The 21,147-nt window shown below is 40.3% G+C and carries 17 protein-coding genes and 1 other annotated feature; of the genes, 16 read left to right on the plus strand and 1 reads right to left on the minus strand.

What is annotated here, in order from left to right:
• Nucleotides 1-23 precede the first annotated feature (23 nt).
• From rplK to tuf, 11 genes are all read left to right on the plus strand, one after another.
• On the plus strand, nt 24-449 hold the full coding sequence (gene rplK, locus BM146_RS12575; protein WP_022774668.1) for a 50S ribosomal protein L11: 426 nt from the start codon (nt 24-26) through the stop codon (nt 447-449).
• Between the two features lie 13 nt (nt 450-462).
• Nucleotides 463-1,152 carry a 50S ribosomal protein L1 gene (rplA, locus tag BM146_RS12580; protein ID WP_022774670.1) on the plus strand — a complete coding sequence of 230 codons (690 nt, stop codon included), beginning with the start codon at nt 463-465 and terminating at the stop codon, nt 1,150-1,152.
• A 146-nt stretch (nt 1,153-1,298) separates the two neighbouring features.
• Nucleotides 1,299-2,549: a CapA family protein gene (locus tag BM146_RS12585; protein WP_074889561.1), complete on the plus strand. Its 1,251-nt coding sequence runs from the start codon at nt 1,299-1,301 to the stop codon at nt 2,547-2,549.
• A gap of 270 nt (nt 2,550-2,819) precedes the next feature.
• Nucleotides 2,820-2,950: a sequence feature (ribosomal protein L10 leader region), on the plus strand.
• Between the two features lie 20 nt (nt 2,951-2,970).
• On the plus strand, nt 2,971-3,516 hold the full coding sequence (gene rplJ / locus BM146_RS12590) for a 50S ribosomal protein L10 (RefSeq protein ID WP_074889565.1): 546 nt from the start codon (nt 2,971-2,973) through the stop codon (nt 3,514-3,516).
• Between the two features lie 71 nt (nt 3,517-3,587).
• The gene (gene rplL / locus BM146_RS12595; protein WP_022774674.1) at nt 3,588-3,962 is read left to right on the plus strand and encodes a 50S ribosomal protein L7/L12; all 375 of its coding nucleotides are present in this window, start codon (nt 3,588-3,590) and stop codon (nt 3,960-3,962) included.
• Between the two features lie 374 nt (nt 3,963-4,336).
• On the plus strand, nt 4,337-8,194 hold the full coding sequence (locus BM146_RS12600) for a DNA-directed RNA polymerase subunit beta (RefSeq protein ID WP_074889568.1): 3,858 nt from the start codon (nt 4,337-4,339) through the stop codon (nt 8,192-8,194).
• 75 nt (nt 8,195-8,269) lie between these two features.
• On the plus strand, nt 8,270-11,995 hold the full coding sequence (gene rpoC, locus BM146_RS12605; RefSeq protein ID WP_074889610.1) for a DNA-directed RNA polymerase subunit beta': 3,726 nt from the start codon (nt 8,270-8,272) through the stop codon (nt 11,993-11,995).
• 169 nt (nt 11,996-12,164) lie between these two features.
• Nucleotides 12,165-12,584: a 30S ribosomal protein S12 gene (gene rpsL, locus BM146_RS12610; RefSeq protein ID WP_074889573.1), complete on the plus strand. Its 420-nt coding sequence runs from the start codon at nt 12,165-12,167 to the stop codon at nt 12,582-12,584.
• Nucleotides 12,585-12,749: 165 nt separating this feature from the next.
• On the plus strand, nt 12,750-13,220 hold the full coding sequence (rpsG, locus tag BM146_RS12615) for a 30S ribosomal protein S7 (protein ID WP_022774679.1): 471 nt from the start codon (nt 12,750-12,752) through the stop codon (nt 13,218-13,220).
• 46 nt (nt 13,221-13,266) lie between these two features.
• Nucleotides 13,267-15,384 carry an elongation factor G gene (gene fusA, locus BM146_RS12620; RefSeq protein WP_074889576.1) on the plus strand — a complete coding sequence of 706 codons (2,118 nt, stop codon included), beginning with the start codon at nt 13,267-13,269 and terminating at the stop codon, nt 15,382-15,384.
• Nucleotides 15,385-15,521: 137 nt separating this feature from the next.
• Complete coding sequence (gene tuf, locus BM146_RS12625; RefSeq protein ID WP_074889578.1) at nt 15,522-16,712, plus strand: elongation factor Tu; 1,191 nt, start codon at nt 15,522-15,524, stop codon at nt 16,710-16,712.
• 192 nt (nt 16,713-16,904) lie between these two features.
• On the opposite strand, the gene BM146_RS12630 is transcribed toward tuf, so the two are convergent.
• Nucleotides 16,905-17,384 carry a helix-turn-helix domain-containing protein gene (locus BM146_RS12630; protein WP_074889582.1) on the minus strand — a complete coding sequence of 160 codons (480 nt, stop codon included), beginning with the start codon at nt 17,382-17,384 and terminating at the stop codon, nt 16,905-16,907.
• Between the two features lie 202 nt (nt 17,385-17,586).
• On the opposite strand from BM146_RS12630, the gene BM146_RS12635 reads away from it, so the two are divergent.
• The 5 genes from BM146_RS12635 to BM146_RS12650 all read left to right on the plus strand — a co-directional run bounded on the left by BM146_RS12635 (nt 17,587) and on the right by BM146_RS12650 (nt 20,848).
• On the plus strand, nt 17,587-17,784 hold the full coding sequence (locus BM146_RS12635) for a helix-turn-helix domain-containing protein (RefSeq protein ID WP_074889585.1): 198 nt from the start codon (nt 17,587-17,589) through the stop codon (nt 17,782-17,784).
• Between the two features lie 9 nt (nt 17,785-17,793).
• Complete coding sequence (locus tag BM146_RS12640) at nt 17,794-18,879, plus strand: site-specific integrase (protein WP_074889588.1); 1,086 nt, start codon at nt 17,794-17,796, stop codon at nt 18,877-18,879.
• A 113-nt stretch (nt 18,880-18,992) separates the two neighbouring features.
• Entirely contained in the window at nt 18,993-20,024 is a 1,032-nt protein-coding gene (locus tag BM146_RS12645) for a DUF6017 domain-containing protein (protein WP_074889591.1), read from the plus strand.
• A gap of 40 nt (nt 20,025-20,064) precedes the next feature.
• The gene (locus tag BM146_RS19520) at nt 20,065-20,226 is read left to right on the plus strand and encodes a hypothetical protein (protein ID WP_177201659.1); all 162 of its coding nucleotides are present in this window, start codon (nt 20,065-20,067) and stop codon (nt 20,224-20,226) included.
• Nucleotides 20,227-20,320: 94 nt separating this feature from the next.
• The gene (locus BM146_RS12650; RefSeq protein WP_177201660.1) at nt 20,321-20,848 is read left to right on the plus strand and encodes a plasmid mobilization protein; all 528 of its coding nucleotides are present in this window, start codon (nt 20,321-20,323) and stop codon (nt 20,846-20,848) included.
• Nucleotides 20,849-21,147 lie beyond the last annotated feature (299 nt).

Consider the following 21,147-nt stretch of genomic DNA (forward strand, 5'->3'; position numbering starts at 1 on the left):
ACATATTTTCAGGAGGTGCCATTATGGCAAAGAAAGTCGAAGGATACATTAAGTTACAGATCCAGGCTGGTAAAGCAACACCAGCACCACCAGTTGGACCAGCACTTGGTCAGCATGGTGTAAACATCGTTGAATTTACAAAGCAGTTCAACGCTCAGACAGCAGATAAGGGTGATGTTATCATCCCTGTTGTTATCACAGTTTATGCAGACAGAAGTTTCACATTCATCACAAAAACTCCACCTGCTGCAGTTCTTCTTAAGAAGGCAGCTAAGATTCAGAAGGGTTCAGGAGTTCCTAACAAGACTAAGGTTGCAAAGATTTCTAAGGAAGAAATTAGAAAGATTGCAGAAACAAAGATGCCTGACCTCAATGCTGTTGATATCGATGGTGCTATGAGCATGATCGCTGGTACAGCACGTAGTATGGGAATCGTAGTAGAAGACTGATGGAGGATGAGAGATGAAACACGGAAAGAAATACGTTGAAGCTGCTAAGCTTATTGATAAGACACAGCAGTATGAAGCCGCTGATGCAATAGCTCTTGTTAAGAAGTCAGCTACTGCAAAATTTGATGAGACTGTAGAGGTTCACATCAGAACAGGTTGTGACAGCCGTCACGCTGATCAGCAGATCAGAGGTGCAGTTGTTCTTCCTAATGGAACAGGTAAGACTGTTAAAGTTCTTGTATTCGCTAAGGGCACAAAGCTTGACGAAGCTCAGGCTGCAGGTGCAGATTTCGTTGGTGGTGAGGAACTTATTCCAAAGATCCAGAACGAAGGATGGCTTGACTTTGATGTTGTTGTTGCAACACCTGACATGATGGGCGTTGTAGGACGTCTTGGTAAAGTTCTCGGACCTAAGGGTCTTATGCCAAACCCTAAGGCTGGTACAGTTACTATGGATGTTACAAAAGCAGTTAATGATATCAAGGCTGGTAAGATTGAGTACAGACTTGACAAGGCTAACATCATCCATGTTCCAGTTGGAAAAGCTTCTTTCTCAGAAGAGCAGCTTGAACAGAACTTTAACGCACTTATGGATGCTATCTCAAAGGCTAAGCCTTCATCTGTAAAGGGTCAGTACCTCAAGAGCATTACTCTTGCTACAACAATGGGACCTGGCGTAAAGGTTGTATCTAACAAATATTAATTTGCATAGGCGCAAGTTAGGAGCGAATCGTTTTACGATTCGCTCCTTTTTATTGTAACAGAAGGCTACAGATTGATGATTGTATATAAATTCATTTACTTGTTGCAAAAATAGAAAGACACAATATATTGTGATATTATAAGATAATGAAAAATAAATATAGCCATGAAAAAAATACAAACGGAACTTCTGCTGTAAGAATTTTTTTGATTACATTATCAATCATACTTATAGTTGGAATTCCTTCTTTGTTTGTTATAAAGAGTATTAATGAGTCACCCGAAATCGGAGAGGTGAAACTTGCAAGTGGTTGGGAAAAGATTCCTGAAGCAGGTGTTGTTGAGAATGTTGTGGTACCTGAAGAGAAACAAGTGGAAAGTGAATTGGTTGTTCTTGAGGAAGATGAAGCGTACACTCATGTTATAGAAACAGCTTCTGATGAATCTGTTACCATAGGTTTTGCCGGAGATATTTTGTTTGATGACAATTATGCAGTCGGGAATGCTTTTAAAAATGCTGGGAATTCTGCTGAAGGAGTCGTGGGGCAAAGCCTTCTTGAAAAAATGAGAAATGCAGATATCATGATGGTCAACAACGAGTTCCCATACTCATATGGAGGAGTACCTACTGAAGGAAAAACTTATACATTTAGAGCAAAACCTGAGACGGCGTCGATTTTAAATGAAATGGGAGTCGATATTGTTGGCCTTGCAAATAATCATGCCTATGACTATGGCGAACAGGCGCTTCTTGACACTTTTGATACGCTGGATAGTGTAGGAGTTGCCTACGCAGGAGCTGGTCACAGTATAGAGGAGGCTTCTCATCCTGTGTACTATATTACAAGTAACGGGATGAGAATCGCTATTATATGCGCAACTCAGATAGAAAGACTTGATAATCCTGATACAAAAGGTGCAACAGACTCTACTCCCGGTGTTTTCAGATGCCTTGACGATACTCTTTTACTTGAAAAAGTCAGAGAAGCTCGGGAAAAAAATGCTTATGTAATAGTATTTATACATTGGGGAACGGAGAGTACTTCTGAAATTGATTATCTTCAGGCAGATCAGGCGAAGGAAATAGTGGATGCTGGAGCTAATCTTATAATTGGAGCACATCCACATGTGCTTCAAAAAATTGATTATGTAAATGGCGTTCCTGTTATTTATAGTTTGGGAAATTATATTTTTAACTCAAAGACTCAGGATACAGGAATGATATTGACAACAATTCATAATGATGGTGTTGTTAATATTCAGTTTATACCAGCAATTCAAAGTGGCTGTTCAGTATATGAGCCATCTGACGAGGAGAGGCTTCGCATTCTTAATGAAATGGCAGGGATGTCTCCGGGAATTACACTGGATACAAATGGGTATATTACAAAAAGGTGAAAGCTTTGCCTGAGTTATGGAAAAATACGTAATATGAAGAAAGCAGATGTTACTGTTCAGACAGAAATGCGCACTAAGCTGCGCATTTCGTGAGAACTTGATACGGGAGTGAGCGCATTCCATCGACGAAGTCGATTTGGAATGCGCGAAGTGGTTACTGGAGCGAGCTGTATGCGAGTGAACAGTAACAAGCAGATGGAAATATTACGTAAAATAATAGAAAAGTGTTGACACGAGTATTTGTTTATGATATTTTATTTTAGGTCGTTTAAAAGACGATAATATATGCCGAAGACAGTAGGTGTTCTATTAGAACATAATGAGTAATCGCCTACCGAGGAAAAGTTATATTTTGACTTTTTACCTCTCGATGTCTTCGAGAGGTTTTTTTCGGCGGTTAATTCTATAAGGAGGTAAAAAGATGGCAAAGGTTGAATTAAAAAAGCCTGTAGTTGAAGAAATTTCAGAGAAGATTAAAGACGCTCAGGCTGTCGTACTTGTAGATCACCGCGGACTTACTGTTGCACAGGATACTGAGCTTCGTAAGAAACTTCGTGAAGAAGGCGTAACATATAAGGTTTACAAGAATACGATGATGAACTTCGCATTCCAGGGAACAGATTTTGAGCAGCTTAAGGATCTCCTTAATGGTCCTAGCGCAATGGCTGTATCTGCAACAGATCCAGCAGCTCCTGCTCGTGTTCTTTATGAGTTTGCTAAGACTGCTAAGGCTCTCGAGATTAAAGGTGGTGTTATAGAAGGTAAGTTCTACGACGCTGCTGCAATGAGTGACATTGCAACAATTCCTTCAAGGGATGTTCTTCTTTCAAGATTGCTTGGTTCTATGCAGTCACCTATTACAAACTTCGCTCGTGTTATCAAGCAGATTGCTGAAAAAGATGGCGAAGGTACAACAGAAGAAGCTCCAGCTGAAGAGGCTGCAGCAGAAGCACCAGCAGCAGAATAATTTGTTTGCGCGGTTCGCTTAACAAAAACTTAACAATAAATTTTTAATTATACTATACGGAGGTATATAAAATGGCAAAGTTATCTACAGCAGAAATTATTGATGCTATCAAAGAGTTAACAGTTCTTGAGTTAAATGATCTCGTAAAGGCTTGCGAGGAAGAGTTCGGCGTATCTGCAGCAGCAGGCGTTGTAGTTGCAGCAGCTCCTGGAGCAGCAGCAGCTGGTGAAGAGAAGACAGAGTTCAATGTTGAACTTACAGAAGTTGGTCCTAACAAGGTTAAGGTTATCAAGGTTGTTCGTGAGCTTACAGGTCTTGGTCTTAAGGAAGCAAAGGAACTCGTTGATGGAGCTCCTAAGATGATCAAAGAGAACGCTTCTAAGGCAGAAGCTGATGACATCAAGGCTAAGGTTGAGGCTGAAGGCGCTAAGGTTACTCTTAAGTAATTTTTTGATCTTCGAATTTAATCAGAAAAACATAATGGGCGGTTTACACAAGGCAACTTGTGTAAGCCGTTTTTTTCTTTCGTATGATTGGTTGGAAAAGATGAGTATTATTTACAACTTCTTGCCAAAAAAACGGAAATCGCCCGCAAGATTCTGGCTTTGCCAGATATGCTTTCATCTAAAGATGAAACCTATGATTTTTTAGCATTTTAACTCAAATTTATGTTTTAAAGAAAATGCTTGACACAAATTTTTATTCGATGTATTATGGATAATGCACTATTGTGGTGTGGTGGGCTTTTTTGCGCGCTTTTTTAAAGTGCTCTAAAATGCCTCTTTTCCACTACTAAAAAATAAGAACGGGGTGAATGTCAATGGAAAAAAACAGATTACATCCTACCGGCTCTGGTAAAAATATTCGTATGAGTTTCCAGCGCCAGAAGGAAGTCCTGGAGATGCCAAACCTTATTGAAGTTCAGAAGAACTCCTACCAATGGTTTCTTGACGAAGGCTTGAAAGAAGTCTTTGACGATATCTCTCCAATTGAAGATTACAGTGGTAAGCTTAGTCTTGAATTTGTTGATTTCAAACTTTGCGAAGACGAAATTGATAAGAATAAGAATACTATTGAGAAATGTAAAGAGAGAGATGCTACTTTTGCAGCGCCATTAAAGGTTAAGGTACGTCTTCATAATAAGGAAAAAGATGAGATTACTGAACATGAGATCTTCATGGGCGATCTTCCTCTTATGACTGCAACTGGTACCTTTGTTATCAATGGAGCTGAGAGAGTTATTGTCAGCCAGTTGGTTCGTTCACCCGGTATCTATTACGATATTACATACGATAAGATTGGTAAAGAGCTTATCGCATGTACAGTCATCCCTAATAGAGGAGCATGGCTTGAATATGAGACAGACTCTAATGATGTGTTCTATGCAAGAGTAGACAGAACAAGAAAAGTTCCGGTTACTGTACTTATCAGAGCACTTGGTATTGGATCTAATGAAGAGATTCTCGAACTTTTTGGTGATGAGCCTAAGATTCAGGGAAGCTTCTCAAAGGATTCTTCTACTGATTATCAGAGTGGTCTTCTTGAATTGTATAGAAAGATTCGTCCTGGTGAACCTCTTTCTGTTGAAAGTGCAGAGAGTCTTATTAATGCTATGTTCTTTGATCCTAGAAGATATGATCTTGCTAAGGTTGGAAGATATAAATTTAATAAGAAGCTTCATTTTAAGAATCGTATTAGCGGACATATCCTTGCAGAGGATGTTGTTGATGAGACAACAGGTGAGATGATTGCATCAGCTGGTACAAAGGTTGATCGTGCTCTCGCTACAGAAATTCAGAATAGCGCTATTCCTTATGTGCTCATTCAGTCTGAAGAGCGCAATGTTAAAGTGCTTTCAAATATGATGGTTGACATTACTCACTTTATCGAGTGTGATCCTGAACAGCTTGGTATTAATGAGAATGTTTATTATCCTGTTCTTAAGGATATTCTTGAAGAGTACACAGATAAGAATGATCCGGAAGGACTTGCTGAGACTATTAAGAAGCGTGTGCATGAGCTTATTCCTAAGCACATTACAAGAGAAGATATCATCGCTTCTATTAACTATAATATTCATCTTGAGTATGGAATTGGTAATGATGACGATATCGATCACCTTGGTAACAGACGTATTCGTTGCGTAGGTGAGCTTTTACAGAACCAGTATCGTATCGGATTATCAAGACTTGAGAGAGTTGTTCGTGAGAGAATGACTACACATGATACAGAGGAAGTTTCTCCTCAGTCACTGATCAATATTAAACCTGTACAGGCTGCTGTTAAAGAGTTCTTTGGTTCTTCACAGCTTTCACAGTTTATGGATCAGAACAACCCATTGGGTGAACTTACACATAAGAGACGTCTTTCTGCCCTTGGTCCTGGTGGACTTTCAAGAGACAGAGCCGGATTCGAGGTTCGAGACGTACACTATACACACTATGGCCGTATGTGTCCTATCGAGACACCTGAAGGACCTAACATCGGTCTTATTAACTCACTTGCTAGCTATGCAAGAGTAAATGAATACGGATTTATTGAGGCTCCATACCGTAAGGTTGATCAGTCTGATCCTGCTAACCCAAGGGTTACAGATGAGGTTGAGTACCTTACAGCTGATGAAGAGGATAATTACCATGTAGCTCAGGCTAATACTCCTCTTGATGAGAATGGATACTTCAAGAAGAACACAGTTTCTGGTCGTTACAGAGAAGAGACTTCTTCATATCCTAAGACATCATTTGAGTACATGGACGTATCTCCTAGAATGGTATTCTCAGTTGCTACAGCACTTATCCCATTCCTTGAGAACGATGATGCTAACCGTGCGCTGATGGGATCAAACATGCAGCGTCAGGCAGTGCCACTTTTAACAACAGAAGCTCCTGCTGTAGGTACAGGTATGGAACGTAAGGCAGCTGTAGACTCAGGTGTCTGCGTAGTTGCAAGAAAAGCCGGAACTGTAGATTTTGTAGACAGCAAGCTTATTCAGATGACATATGATGATGGTGAGAAGGAAGAATTCCATCTTATTAAGTTCCAGAGATCTAACCAGAGTAACTGCTACAACCAGAGGCCTATAGTCTTCAAGGGTGATCATGTAGAAGCTGGTCAGGTTATCGCAGATGGTCCTTCAACATACCAGGGAGAACTTGGCCTTGGTAAGAACCCTCTTATCGGTTTCATGACATGGGAAGGTTACAACTACGAGGACGCTGTTCTTCTTTCAGAGAGACTTGTTCGTGACGATGTTTATACATCTGTTCATATTGAAGAATATGAGGCAGAAGCTCGTGAGACAAAGCTTGGACCGGAAGAGATCACACGTGATGTACCTGGTGTAGGTGATGATGCACTTAAGGATCTTGATGATCGCGGAATTATCCGTATCGGTGCTGAGGTTCGTGCCGGTGATATCCTTGTTGGTAAGGTTACACCTAAGGGAGAAACAGAGCTTACAGCTGAAGAGAGACTCCTTAGAGCTATCTTCGGTGAGAAGGCTAGAGAGGTTCGTGATACTTCTCTTAAGGTTCCTCACGGCGAATATGGTATCGTTGTTGATGCTAAGGTATTCACAAGAGACAATGGCGATGAACTTTCACCTGGAGTAAATCAGGCAGTTCGTATCTATATCGCTCAGAAGAGAAAGATCTCTGTTGGTGATAAGATGGCTGGTCGTCATGGTAACAAGGGTGTCGTTTCCCGTGTACTTCCTATAGAAGATATGCCATATCTTCCAAATGGTAGACCACTTGATATCGTGCTTAACCCTCTGGGCGTGCCTTCTCGTATGAACATTGGACAGGTTCTTGAGATTCACCTTTCTCTTGCAGCTAAGGCTCTCGGATTTAACATTGCAACACCTATCTTTGATGGTGCTAACGAGATTGATATCCAGGATACCCTTGAGATGGCTAACGATTATGTTAACAGCTCATGGGAAGATTTTGAAAAGAAATATAAAGATCTTGTTCATCCTGAGATAATGGATTATCTCTATGAGAACAGAGATCACAGAGAACTTTGGAAGGGCGTTCCTATCAGATCAGATGGAAAGGTACAGCTCCGTGATGGTAGAACAGGTCAGAAGTTTGACTCACCTACAACTATCGGACACATGCATTACCTCAAACTCCATCACCTGGTTGATGATAAGATCCACGCTCGTTCAACCGGTCCTTACTCACTTGTTACACAGCAGCCTCTGGGGGGTAAAGCTCAGTTCGGTGGACAGCGTTTCGGTGAAATGGAGGTTTGGGCACTTGAGGCTTATGGTGCTGCTTACACTCTTCAGGAAATCCTTACAGTTAAGTCTGATGACGTTGTAGGACGTGTTAAGACTTATGAGGCAATTATTAAGGGTGATAACATACCTGAACCCGGTGTTCCGGAAAGTTTCAAGGTTCTTCTCAAAGAGCTTCAGTCACTTGGTCTTGATATTAAAGTGCTTCGTGAAGACAATACAGAAGTTGAGATTATGGAAAGCGTTGATTATACAGATTCTGATTATCGTTTTGAGATTGAAGGCGATAATGCAGGTCGTGATTATGGTCAGGAGTCATTTGAAGCCAATGGATTCTCACAGGGTCAGCTCAATGAAGATGGCGATATTGTAGCTGAAGAAAATTCAAATGATGATTTTGAAGCAGAGGAAAACTTCGACGACTTCGAAGAGTAATCTGACGAAGAGTAATTGAGACTGTTAATTAGCGTTTAACATAAAGAAAAGAGGTTACGAATGTCTGATTCAACCATGAATAAAGCAATAAATGAAGCTTCTAGCGGAAGAAGCAGTTTGCAGCAGCAGACTTATCAGCCTATGACATTTGATTCTATTAAGATTGGACTTGCTTCTCCTGAAAAGATTAGAAGCTGGGCTCACAGAATTGATAACGATCCACATAGTGGTGAAGTTACAAAGCCTGAGACAATCAACTATAGAACACTCAAGCCTGAAAGAGATGGTCTTTTCTGTGAAAGAATATTTGGACCTACAAAGGATTGGGAGTGTCACTGCGGAAAATATAAAAAGATCAGATATAAGGGTGTTGTCTGCGACCGCTGCGGTGTTGAAATAACAAAGAGCAGCGTACGTCGTGAGAGAATGGGATACATCGAGCTTGCAGCTCCTGTATCACATATCTGGTATTTCAAAGGAATACCTAGCAGAATGGGACTCATTCTTGATTTATCTCCTCGTGTACTTGAGAAAGTACTTTACTTTGCATCATATATAGTTCTTGATCCAGGTGAGACAACACTTGAATACAAGCAGGTTCTTTCAGAAAAAGAATATCAGGATGCCAGAGAAGAGTGGGGCGGCAGATTCCGTGCAGGAATGGGTGCTGAATCAATCAAAGAGCTCCTTCAGGCTATTGACCTTGAAGCAGAGTATAAGGAGTTAAAGGAAGGTCTTGATACTTCCAGCGGACAGAAGAGAGCAAGAATCATCAAGCGTCTTGAAGTTGTTGAAGCTTTCAGAGAGTCTGGCAATGATCCAGCTTGGATGATCATGGATTGCATCCCTGTAATCCCACCAGATCTCAGACCTATGGTTCAGCTTGATGGTGGACGTTTTGCTACATCAGATCTTAATGATCTTTATAGAAGAATTATCAACAGAAATAACAGATTGAAGAGACTTCTTGATCTCGGTGCACCTGATATTATCGTACGTAACGAGAAAAGAATGCTTCAGGAAGCTGTTGATGCACTTATCGATAACGGTAGAAGAGGAAGACCTGTAACAGGACCTGGTAACAGAGCTCTTAAGTCTCTTTCAGATATGCTTAAGGGTAAGTCAGGACGTTTCCGTCAGAACCTTCTTGGTAAGCGTGTAGACTATTCTGGACGTTCAGTTATCGTAGTAGGACCTGAACTTAAGATTTATCAATGTGGACTTCCTAAGGAAATGGCTATCGAGCTGTTCAAGCCTTTTGTTATGAAAGAGCTTGTTTCCAGAGGAATATCACAGAATATTAAAAATGCTAAAAAGCTTGTAGAAAGACTTGATGAGCAGGTTTGGGATGTTCTTGAAGATGTAATCAAAGAGCATCCGGTTATGCTTAACCGTGCCCCCACACTTCACAGACTTGGTATTCAGGCATTTGAGCCAATTCTTGTAGAAGGTAAGGCTATTAAGCTTCACCCACTTGTATGTACACCTTTCAACGCCGACTTCGATGGTGACCAGATGGCTGTACACCTTCCTCTTTCAGTAGAGGCACAGGCTGAGTGTAGATTCCTTATGCTTGCTCCTAACAACCTTCTTAAGCCTTCAGATGGTGGCCCAGTTAACGTTCCTACACAGGATATGGTACTTGGTATCTACTATTTGACACAGGAGAGACCTGGAGCACTTGGAGAAGGTAAGTTCTTCAAGAGCGTTGATGAAGCTATTCTTGCATATGAGAATGGATACTGCACACTGCAGACAAGAGTTAAGATCAGAATGGACAGAACAAATGCTGATGGCGAAGTTCAGACAGGTATTGTTGAGTCCACACTTGGAAGATTCCTCTTCAATGAGATCATTCCTCAGGATCTTGGTTTTGTAGACAGATCAGTTCCTGAAAATACATTTAAGCTCGAAGTTGACTTCATGGTAGGTAAGAAGCAGCTTAAGCAGATCGTAACTGCTATGATCAATACACACGGAACATTTGCTACAGCAGAAGTTCTTGATAAGATCAAAGCTACAGGTTACCACTATTCAACTCGTGCAGCTATGACTGTTTCTATTGCTGATATGACAGTGCCTAAGCAGAAACAGCAAATGCTTGATGAAGCACAGGCTACAGTTGATAAGATTGCGCTTAACTATCGTCGTGGTCTTATTACTGATGAAGAGCGTTATCGTGCAGTAGTTGATACTTGGATGGAAACAGATAAAAAGCTTACTGATGAGCTTCTTGCCGGTCTTGATAAGTACAACAACATTTACATGATGGCTGACTCAGGTGCCCGTGGTAGTAACCAGCAGATCAAACAGCTGGCTGGTATGCGTGGACTTATGGCTGATACAACAGGTCGTACAATCGAACTTCCTATCAAGTCAAACTTCCGTGAAGGTCTTGACGTTTTGGAATACTTCATGTCAGCTCATGGTGCTCGTAAAGGTCTGTCAGATACAGCTCTTCGTACAGCCGATTCAGGATACCTTACACGTCGAATGGTCGATGTATCACAGGAACTTATTATCCGTGACATAGATTGCAGTGCAGATAAGGAAGTTATTCCTGGAATGACTGTTAAAGCATTCATGGATGGTAAGGAAACAATTGAGCCATTAAAGGATAGAATCACAGGAAGATATTCATGTGAGACTATTAAAGATAAAGATGGAAATGTGATCGTTAAGAAGAATCATATGATCACTCCATCACGTGCAGCTAAGATCCTTTCAGTAGGCGTTAATGCTAAGGGACAGCCTGTAGAGGCAGTTAAGATTCGTACAATACTTACTTGCCGTTCACACAACGGTATCTGTGCTAAATGTTACGGTGCTAACATGGCAACAGGTGAGGCAGTTCAGGTCGGCGAGGCAGTTGGTATTATCGCTGCTCAGTCAATCGGTGAGCCTGGTACACAGCTTACTATGAGAACATTCCATACTGGTGGTGTTGCCGGTGGTGATATCACACAGGGTCTTCCTAGAGTAGAAGAGTTGTTCGAAGCTAGAAAGCCTAAGGGACTTGCTATTATTTCTGAACTTGATGGTAAGGTAGAAATCAGAGACACCAAGAAGAAACGTGAAGTTATTGTGACTAACGATGAAACTGGTGAATCAAAGGCTTACCTCATTCCTTATGGATCACGTATCAAAGTTCAGGATGGAATGACAATTGAAGCAGGTGATGAACTTACTGAAGGTTCAGTTAACCCACATGATCTTCTTAAGATTAAGGGTATCCGTGCAGTTCAGGATTATCTCTTAAGAGAAGTTCAGAGAGTATACCGTCTGCAGGGTGTTGATATCTGTGATAAGCATATTGAGGTCATTGTACGTCAGATGCTTAAGAAAGTAAGAATCGATGAGAGTGGAGATACAGATTTCCTTCCAGGAACTCTTGTAGATGTACTTGATTTTGAAGATACTAATGAAGCACTTACTAATGAAGGAAAGAGACCTGCAGAAGGTAAGCAGGTAATCCTTGGTATCACTAAGGCAGCCCTTGCTACGAACTCATTCCTTTCAGCGGCATCATTCCAAGAGACAACAAAGGTTCTCACAGATGCAGCTATCAAGGGTAAGGTTGATCCACTTATTGGACTTAAGGAAAACGTTATTATCGGTAAACTGATTCCTGCCGGAACAGGTATGAAGAGATATAGAAATATAGCTCTTAATACGGATGCAAATTTCAAAGATCCAGAGAAACTTATTCTTAAGAAAAATAGAAGAGATTTTGATGATGATCTTATTGATAGTTCTGATTTCGATATCGATGATGAAGTATCAGTTTCAGATGAAGATTGATAAGTTATTGTAAAAGGTTAGTCAAAAAAATTAGTTGACAACTGAAATATTAGTATTTATAATTCTTAATTGCGTGTGTAAGCAAAGGGGTAACTATGCCCCTTTGCTATATGCATATATTTAGGGTGTATTCGCCCAAGTGTTTTTATCAAAATAGGAGGTAAAAAGAATGCCAACATTTAACCAGTTAGTTAGAAAGGGTCGTCAGACATCTGTTAAGAAGTCTACAGCACCTGCTTTGCAGAAAGGCTTCAATTCTTTACACAAGAAAGCTACTGCAACAGCTTCTCCACAGAAGCGTGGTGTTTGTACAGCTGTTAAGACTGCAACCCCTAAAAAGCCTAACTCTGCTCTGAGAAAAATTGCCAGAGTACGTCTTTCAAACGGCATCGAGGTAACAAGCTATATTCCTGGTGAGGGACATAACCTTCAGGAGCACAGCGTTGTTCTTATCCGTGGTGGAAGAGTTAAGGATTTACCTGGTACAAGATACCACATCATCAGAGGTACTCTTGATACAGCAGGTGTAGCCAACAGAAAACAGGCTCGTTCAAAGTACGGCGCTAAGAGACCAAAGGCGTCAAAGTAATTTATTAACAAATCTAATTTTTTAACGGTGTTGGTGTTCTATTCTATATATACAGATATATAAAGTAGTAAATATACCGCACGTACACTAAATTAGTGAGTACCGATGATTTATAGTAAGCAGTGAGCTTTACTGATCATTGCAATTCTAAAGGAGGGAAGAACCGTGCCGCGTAAAGGACATATTGTAAAACGTGACGTATTAGCGGATCCTTTATACGATAACAAGGTTGTTACTAAGCTTGTTAACCAGGTAATGCTTGATGGTAAGAAGGGTGTTGCTCAGAAAATCGTATATGGTGCATTCGCACAGGTAGAGGAGAAGGCTGGTAAGCCTGCTCTTGAAATTTTCGAGGGAGCTATGAATAACATCATGCCTGCTCTTGAGGTTAAAGCTAGACGTATTGGTGGTGCTACATATCAGGTACCTATCGAGGTTAGACCAGACAGACGTCAGGCTCTTGCACTTCGTTGGCTTGTAACTTTCTCACGTGCTAGAGGCGAGAAGACTATGGTAGATAGACTTGCTTCAGAAATTATGGATGCATACAACAATACTGGTGCAGCTGTAAAGAGAAAAGAAGACATGCACAAAATGGCAGAGGCAAACAAGGCATTCTCACACTACAGATTCTAATCTATTGGTGAGAGTTTCGTTTATATTTATTTAGGAGGAAGAACCTTTGGCTGATAGACAATACCCATTGGAGAGAACCAGAAACATCGGTATTATGGCTCATATCGACGCTGGTAAGACAACTCTTACAGAGCGAATTCTTTATTATACCGGTGTAAACTATAAGATTGGTGAGACTTACGAAGGTACTGCTACTATGGACTGGATGGAACAGGAGCAGGAAAGAGGTATCACAATCACATCTGCAGCTACAACTTGCCACTGGACACTTCAGCAGAATGGTAAAGTTAAACCAGGTGCTCTTGAGCATCGTATCAACATCATTGATACTCCTGGTCACGTTGACTTTACTGTTGAGGTTGAGAGATCACTTCGTGTACTTGATGGCGCTGTAGGTGTATTCAGCGCAAAAGAAGGCGTTGAGCCACAGTCTGAGAACGTTTGGCGTCAGGCTGATGGATTTAATGTTCCTCGTATGGCATTCATCAATAAGATGGATATCATCGGAGCAAACTTCTTCGGAGCTGTTGAACAGATCCGTAACAGACTTAAAAAGAACGCTATCATGATCGAAATCCCTATCGGAGCTGAAGATCAGTTCCAGGGTATCATCGACTTGTTCGAGATGCAGGCTTACATCTATAATGATGATAAGGGTGAGGATGTTACTATCGGTGAGATCCCTGCTGATCTTAAGGATGATGCTGAACTTTATCATTCAGAACTCGTTGAGAAGATATGTGATCTTGATGAAGATCTTATGATGGAGTATCTTGAAGGTAATGAGCCTTCTGTAGATGCTCTTAAGGCTGCACTTCGTAAGGCAACTTGCGAATGTAAGGCATTCCCTGTTTGCTGTGGTTCTGCTCACAGAAACAGAGGTATCCAGAAACTTATCGATGCTATTATCGAGTTCATGCCTTCACCACTTGATATCCCTCCATGTAAGGGAACAGATATGGATGGCAATGAAGTTGAGGTTGAGTCAACAGATGATGGCCCATTCGCAGCACTTGCATTTAAGATTGTCAGCGATCCATTCGTAGGAAAGCTTGCATTCTTCCGTGTATATCGTGGTACAGCTAATTCTGGATCATACGTACTTAATAGTACAAAAGACAGCAAGGAGCGTCTTGGACGTATTCTTCAGATGCATGCTAACAAGCGTTCTGACCTTGAGAAGGTTTACTCAGGTGATATCGCAGCTGCTGTTGGTCTTAAGAATACAGTTACAGGTGATACACTTTGTGATGAGAAGAATCCGGTTATCCTTGAGTCTATGGAATTCCCTGACCCTGTTATTGAGCTTGCTATCGAGCCTAAGACTAAGGCTGGTCAGCAGAAACTTGATGAGGCTCTTATGAAGCTTGCTGAAGAAGATCCTACATTCAGAGCTCATACAAACCCTGAAACAGGTCAGACAATCATCGCTGGTATGGGTGAGCTTCACCTTGATATCATCGTTGATAGACTTCTTAGAGAGTATAAGGTTGAGGCTAACGTAGGTGCTCCTCAGGTTGCATATAGAGAAGCTCTTACTAAGGCTGTAGATGTTGAGTCTAAGTATGCTAAACAGTCTGGTGGACGTGGTCAGTACGGACATTGTAAGGTTCGTTTTGAGCCTATGGATGCTAACGGCGACAACCTTTACCAGTTCGATAGCGAAGTTGTTGGTGGTGCTATTCCTAAGGAATTCATCCAGCCAATCAGCGAAGGTATCGAGGAGGCAATGAAGGCTGGTACACTTGGCGGATATCCAGTAGTTGGTGTTCATGCTACAGTTTATGATGGATCTTACCACGAAGTAGACTCATCAGAAATGGCATTCCACATCGCTGGATCAATGGCATTCAAGGATGCTATGGCTAAGGGTGCTCCTGTACTTCTTGAGCCTATCATGAAGGTTGAGGTTACTATGCCTGAAGAGTACATGGGAGACGTTATCGGTGACATTAACTCTCGTCGTGGACAGGTTGAAGGTATGGATGATCTCGGCGGTGGAAAGATTGTAAGAGCACATGTGCCTCTTGCTGAGATGTTCGGATACGCTACAGACCTTCGTTCTAGAACACAGGGACGTGGTAACTACTCAATGTTCTTTGAGAAGTATGCTCCAGTTCCTAAGAATGTTCAGGAAAAAGTCCTTTCTAATAAGGGAAATTGATGAAAAAAAGTAAATGAATGCCGACTAAATCAAGTTTTTTGCTTGATTTAGCGGCAAACATTTAATATAATCGATATAGTCGGTTAAATTATGTATGTAAATGTTTATTAACATTTCACTAAGGAGGATATTTAGAAATGGCAAAAGCTAAGTTTGACAGAACTAAACCACACGTTAACATTGGTACAATCGGTCACGTTGACCATGGTAAGACAACTCTTACAGCTGCTATCACAGCAGTACTTGCTGATAGAGGATTCAGCCCTGCAGTAGCATTCGATCAGATCGATAAGGCTCCTGAAGAGAAGGAAAGAGGAATCACAATCAACTCTGCTCACATCGAGTACGAGACAGCGAAGAGACACTATGCTCACGTTGACTGCCCAGGCCACGCTGACTACGTTAAGAACATGATCACAGGTGCAGCTCAGATGGATGGATCAATCCTTGTTGTTGCTGCTACTGATGGTGTTATGGCTCAGACAAAGGAGCACGTTCTTCTTTCACGTCAGGTTGGTGTACCTTACATCATCGTATTCATGAACAAGTGCGATATGGTAGACGATCCTGAACTTCTTGACCTCGTTGAGATGGAAATCAGAGACCTTCTTACAGAGTATGAGTTCCCTGGAGATGATACACCTATCATTCGTGGTTCAGCTCTTAAGGCTCTTGAAGATCCTAAGTCTGAGTGGGGCGATAAGATCATGGAACTTATGGATACAGTTGATTCATACATTCCTGAACCTACTCGTGAGAATGACAAGCCTTTCCTTATGCCTGTTGAGGACGTATTCACAATCACAGGACGTGGAACAGTTGCTACTGGTAGAGTAGAGAGAGGTTCACTTAAACTTAACGAAGAAATCGAGATCGTTGGTATCAAGGAAGAGACATCTAAGTCTGTTGTAACAGGTATCGAGATGTTCCGTAAGACTATGGATTTCTGCGAAGCTGGTGATAACGTTGGTCTTCTTCTTCGTGGTGTTGATCGTGATGGTATCCAGAGAGGTCAGGTTATCACAAAGCCTGGTACAGTAACTTGCCACACAAAGTTCACTGCTGAGGTTTACGTTCTTACAAAGGACGAGGGTGGTCGTCATACTCCTTTCTTCACAAATTACAGACCACAGTTCTACTTCAGAACAACTGACGTTACAGGTGTCTGCAACCTTCCAGAAGGTGTTGAGATGTGCATGCCTGGTGACCACGTAACAATGAGCATCGAGCTTATTCACCCAATCGCTATGGAGCAGGGTCTTAAGTTCGCTATCCGTGAGGGTGGACGTACAGTTGGATCAGGTAAGGTTGCTACAATCGTAGAGTAATTCTTACTTAACTGTTTCAATCACAGTAAATATAAGGCTTCCGAGATTTTTCTCGGAAGCCTTTTTACTTACATAAATTGAAAACTAGATGCTTTAAATTCGTTTCTGGTACCTTTTTGGTACCTTTTTTTATGCTACAGGTACCAGCGGGATAGAATGATGCATTATAGTAATGTATAAGTTCTATAATTGTTACCAACCTTTTATATTTTTTACTTCTTCCGCCCTTTGAGGGTCTTTATGAATCTTTAGCATAGTTTCAATTATATCAACAACTGCTTTTCTTCCCTCATCATCAAGCTGATAAAAAGAAGTGCATATATGGTCGAGATCCGGCATTGCATTTTTACCATATAGCTTCATAAGAGGATACATCGAGTTTAGCAAATATGTTTTAACACGTGATGCATCAAGGATTCCGGTAGGATCCTTAACAGTCATGTATATTTCATCCTCTGTAAGATCACCTGAAAAAGGGCTGTATAAGCATATTTCATTTACATCAACGTTAAGTTCATTTGCAATTCTAAGTCCATAATCAAATCTGATATTAGAGTCTTTTTGGATTATGGAATACAAAGTTGTAGTCTTTATTCCTGTAGCTTTGGAAAGCTCCTTTACAGTTTTTCCTTGCTTCTGAAGAAGCTCTTTTAAATTCTTGCCATCGCCCATGTTCTTGCCTCCGTATTGTATTAGTAATACATTATGTATTTTATCATATTATTCAAAAGCATAATAGGAAATAATATAAAAGATACGAATATTATACAAAAGCATAATCAAAAATACTTTACAAGAGAATAATATGATGATATAGTTGGATGCATGAAAGCATAATAAATATAATTAGTAAAAAGCATAAAAGGAGGTATTCATGAAAACCAATTACATGATCGGAGTGGAAGAAGTTTCTGAAGAACTTGGTGTATCTAAAGGACATGCTTACAAAGTAATCAGAGAGCTCAACGATGAATTGTCAAGAAAAGGGTTCATAGTTGTGGCAGGAAAAATTCCTAGAGCGTATTGGGAAACTAAGTTTTACGGTTACAATAGTGAGCCGGTTGCGATGTAAGGAGGGAGAATGACAGCATTTAGAGAAACAGATGGCTCCTGGTCCTGCTCGTTTCACTATAAGGATTGGACAGGAGCTCCTAAAAGGAAACATAAGCGTGGTTTTGCTACTAAGAGAGAAGCCGTAGAGTTTGAATCGCAGTTTAAACTTGTGTCTCGGGCTGACATGTCAATGAAATTAAAAGAGTTTGTTAAAGTCTATTTCAAGGACAAGGAAAATGAACTCAAGGAAAGAAGCAAGAAAAACAAAAAATATATGATGAATGCTTATATTGTCAGCTTCTTTGGGGAACAGCCGATGAATGAGATATCGGCAGCTGATGTTATTGCGTGGCAGAATGAGATACAGGAAACAAACAATTTCTCAGAATCCTATCTAAGAATGATACAGAATCAGCTTACAGCGCTGTTTACGCACGCAGAGAGAATATATGGGCTAAAGAACAATCCCTGCAAAAGAGTAAAGAAGATGGGAAATTCAGATAGCAGAAGCCTGACATTCTGGACTTTGGAAGAATATGAGGACTTCATATCAACATTTAAAGATGGTTCACAGCACAGACTAATGTTTGAAATTCTATTTTGGACGGGAATACGTGAAGGGGAGCTGCTGGCGCTTACAAAAAGCGATATAGATACAAATCAGCTTTTGCTAAGCATTAGCAAGACCTATTACAGAATTAATGGTCAGGACATCATAACAACACCTAAGACAAAAAATTCCATTAGGACAATAGATCTGCCAGCCTTTCTTGTAGATGAGATAAAAGATTATTACAAGAAACTGTATTGCTTCCCAAATGATGAGCGATTATTTCCAAATACTGCTAAAGCACTGCAGAATCTTATGGAAAGGCACATAAAAAAATCCGGAGTAAAGAAAATACGAGTGCATGATCTTAGACATAGTCATTGTGCCTATCTAATCAATCAGGGGGTTCAGCCACTGATAATAAAAGAGAGGCTGGGACATAAAGACATCAAGGTGACACTTAACACCTATGGCCATCTTTATCCCAGCGAGCAGAAGAAAGTTGCTACAATGCTTGATAATCTTCGAGAAAAGGGAAATAAAAAAGATGATGCCCCGACATGAGCCAGGGCATCAAGAGCAGTCAAGCCGGAGCTTAAACTATACTCTATCTCGCAAATATAGTATAGCAAAGCTCCCTGGTAATAATCAATTAAATATGCAAGGGAGAAAAAGTTTTGGATATTGCATTTTCAACCGGTAATGCAATCGTAGATGAAGTATCTGAGATGAATTTGACTGGAAATATAGTTCCTTCGATATGGTTCAAGACCATGAGAAATGAGTGCGGAAAGCCTATGCTCTTGGCAATAGAAATACTTAGTGACATCGTTTACTGGTATAGAGCAAAAGAAATAAGAGATGAAGGGACAGGTGCGCTTATTGGATACAAGAAAAAATTCAAAAAAGACCTTCTACAACGCAGCTATCGGCAAATAGAAGAACAATATGGAGTTACAAAGAAGCAGGCAAGACTTGCAATCGAATATCTATGCGATATTGGGGTGATACGTAAGCATCTGAGGAATGAAACAACCAAGGACGGAATAAAGCTATATAACAGTATGTATCTTGAATTAGTCCCCGAAAAGTTAAAAGAGATTACATATCCTCATAGGTCATTTTGGGGTGTGCCCTGTAGGGCATTACCCTCTGCCCCTCAGGGAACTACCCTGGTTCCTTATACGACAGAGGGTGGTGACCTGCAGGGTACCACTAATACAAAGATTACTACAGAGACTACTACTAAAGATTACATCAATCCTATCTATCAGGGAAATGGTTCATGGAACAATACTGACATAGATCAGATGGATAGGGTTGAAGAAATAAGCATGTATCGTGAAATTATAAGAGATAATCTTGATTATGACAGTATGAGATCCAGACTTGCATGTGACAGTGAAAAAAACAGATTGGATGAAATATATGAGATTATCTGTGATGTAGTAAACACGACAAACAACTTTGTGAGAATTGGTGGAGAAGATTATCCATCACAGGTTGTTAAGTCTGTATTTCTTAAACTCAGATATGAGCATGTCGAGTATGTAATGGATTGCTTAGATAAAACACATAGTCAAATTGGCAACATGAGATCTTATCTGATAACGGCTTTGTACAGGTCCATGCAGACAATGGAAAATAGTATCAACCAAAATGTAAATCACAGCATGTATGAATATGTAAAAAATCATGGACTCTCGTAAGGGAGTCTGTGATTTTTACCATCTTTTAGGAGAAAAAAATATGCAGGAAAAGAAAAACGGAGTTAAGAGACTTCTTAACGCAATCGAACAAAACATTGATGAAAAAAATATAGAGATTTTGGCAAAGCTCCTGAACTATCATATCCCACAATTAAAAGTAGATATTGAAGCAATTTCATTAGTGACAATCGAAAACAGGTGAAAAAACAGCTTTAAAAGACAAGAGCAAGATTCGCCTGTGTATCCACAGGCATCTTGCAAAAGAATTTGCCACTCTCTTAACTTACGCAAAACTATTGGGGATTCCGATTCCCCAAACCCTCGATTGGCTCACATTGTGTTCGCAGGAAAAACAAAAAAAGAAAAATGCTATTTTTGAGAATATTGGAGAAAAGGAAATGACGAAAAATAAGAAAAGACAAACAGCATATGGATATAGAACTAAAGACATGCATATACGTTTAACTGAAGCAGAGCTTTTAAAATTACAAGCTCTTGCAGATGATTTTGAAATGACAGAATCTGAGTTTATCCGCTGGTCTGTATTTCAAAGAAAAGTAACAATGAGAATTATAATAGATGACGAAAAGCACGCACTAGCACAAATCAGACATCAATTGGATAGAATTGGTAACAATATTAACCAGATTGCCAAACTTGTAAATACTGGATATGTTAATCCGGAGATGTTCAGGACAGAATTAAAGGACATGTTTAAGCTGATACATGATGAGATTGATTTATTAAATCGCGTGCAATCAGAAGTTGACGAACATTGGAAGAAAAAGGTTTCAAAATACTCTGCGTTACAATTCAGTTGTTAGCCAGGCACTCCTGAACGCATACCTAAATAATCCTATAAACAAATGCTGAAAAACGCAGAAAAATACTGAGTTTTTCAGCATTTTTTATTGCATCATAGATAGATATGCGTTATGATATACACATATCTATCTAAGGAGGTTAATTATGTCTATTGTGTATCAAACTGACAAGCGATCAGGCATTACTTATGCTTATGAATCCAAGTCTTATTGGGATAAGGAAACAAAGATGCCAAGGTGCAAACGGACTTTAATTGGCAGAGTTGATCCGGAGACCGGAGAAATAAAGCCCACTGACG

This window comes from Butyrivibrio proteoclasticus, assembly GCF_900115735.1.
In the GTDB taxonomy this organism is placed as follows: Bacteria; Bacillota; Clostridia; order Lachnospirales; family Lachnospiraceae; genus Butyrivibrio; species Butyrivibrio proteoclasticus_B.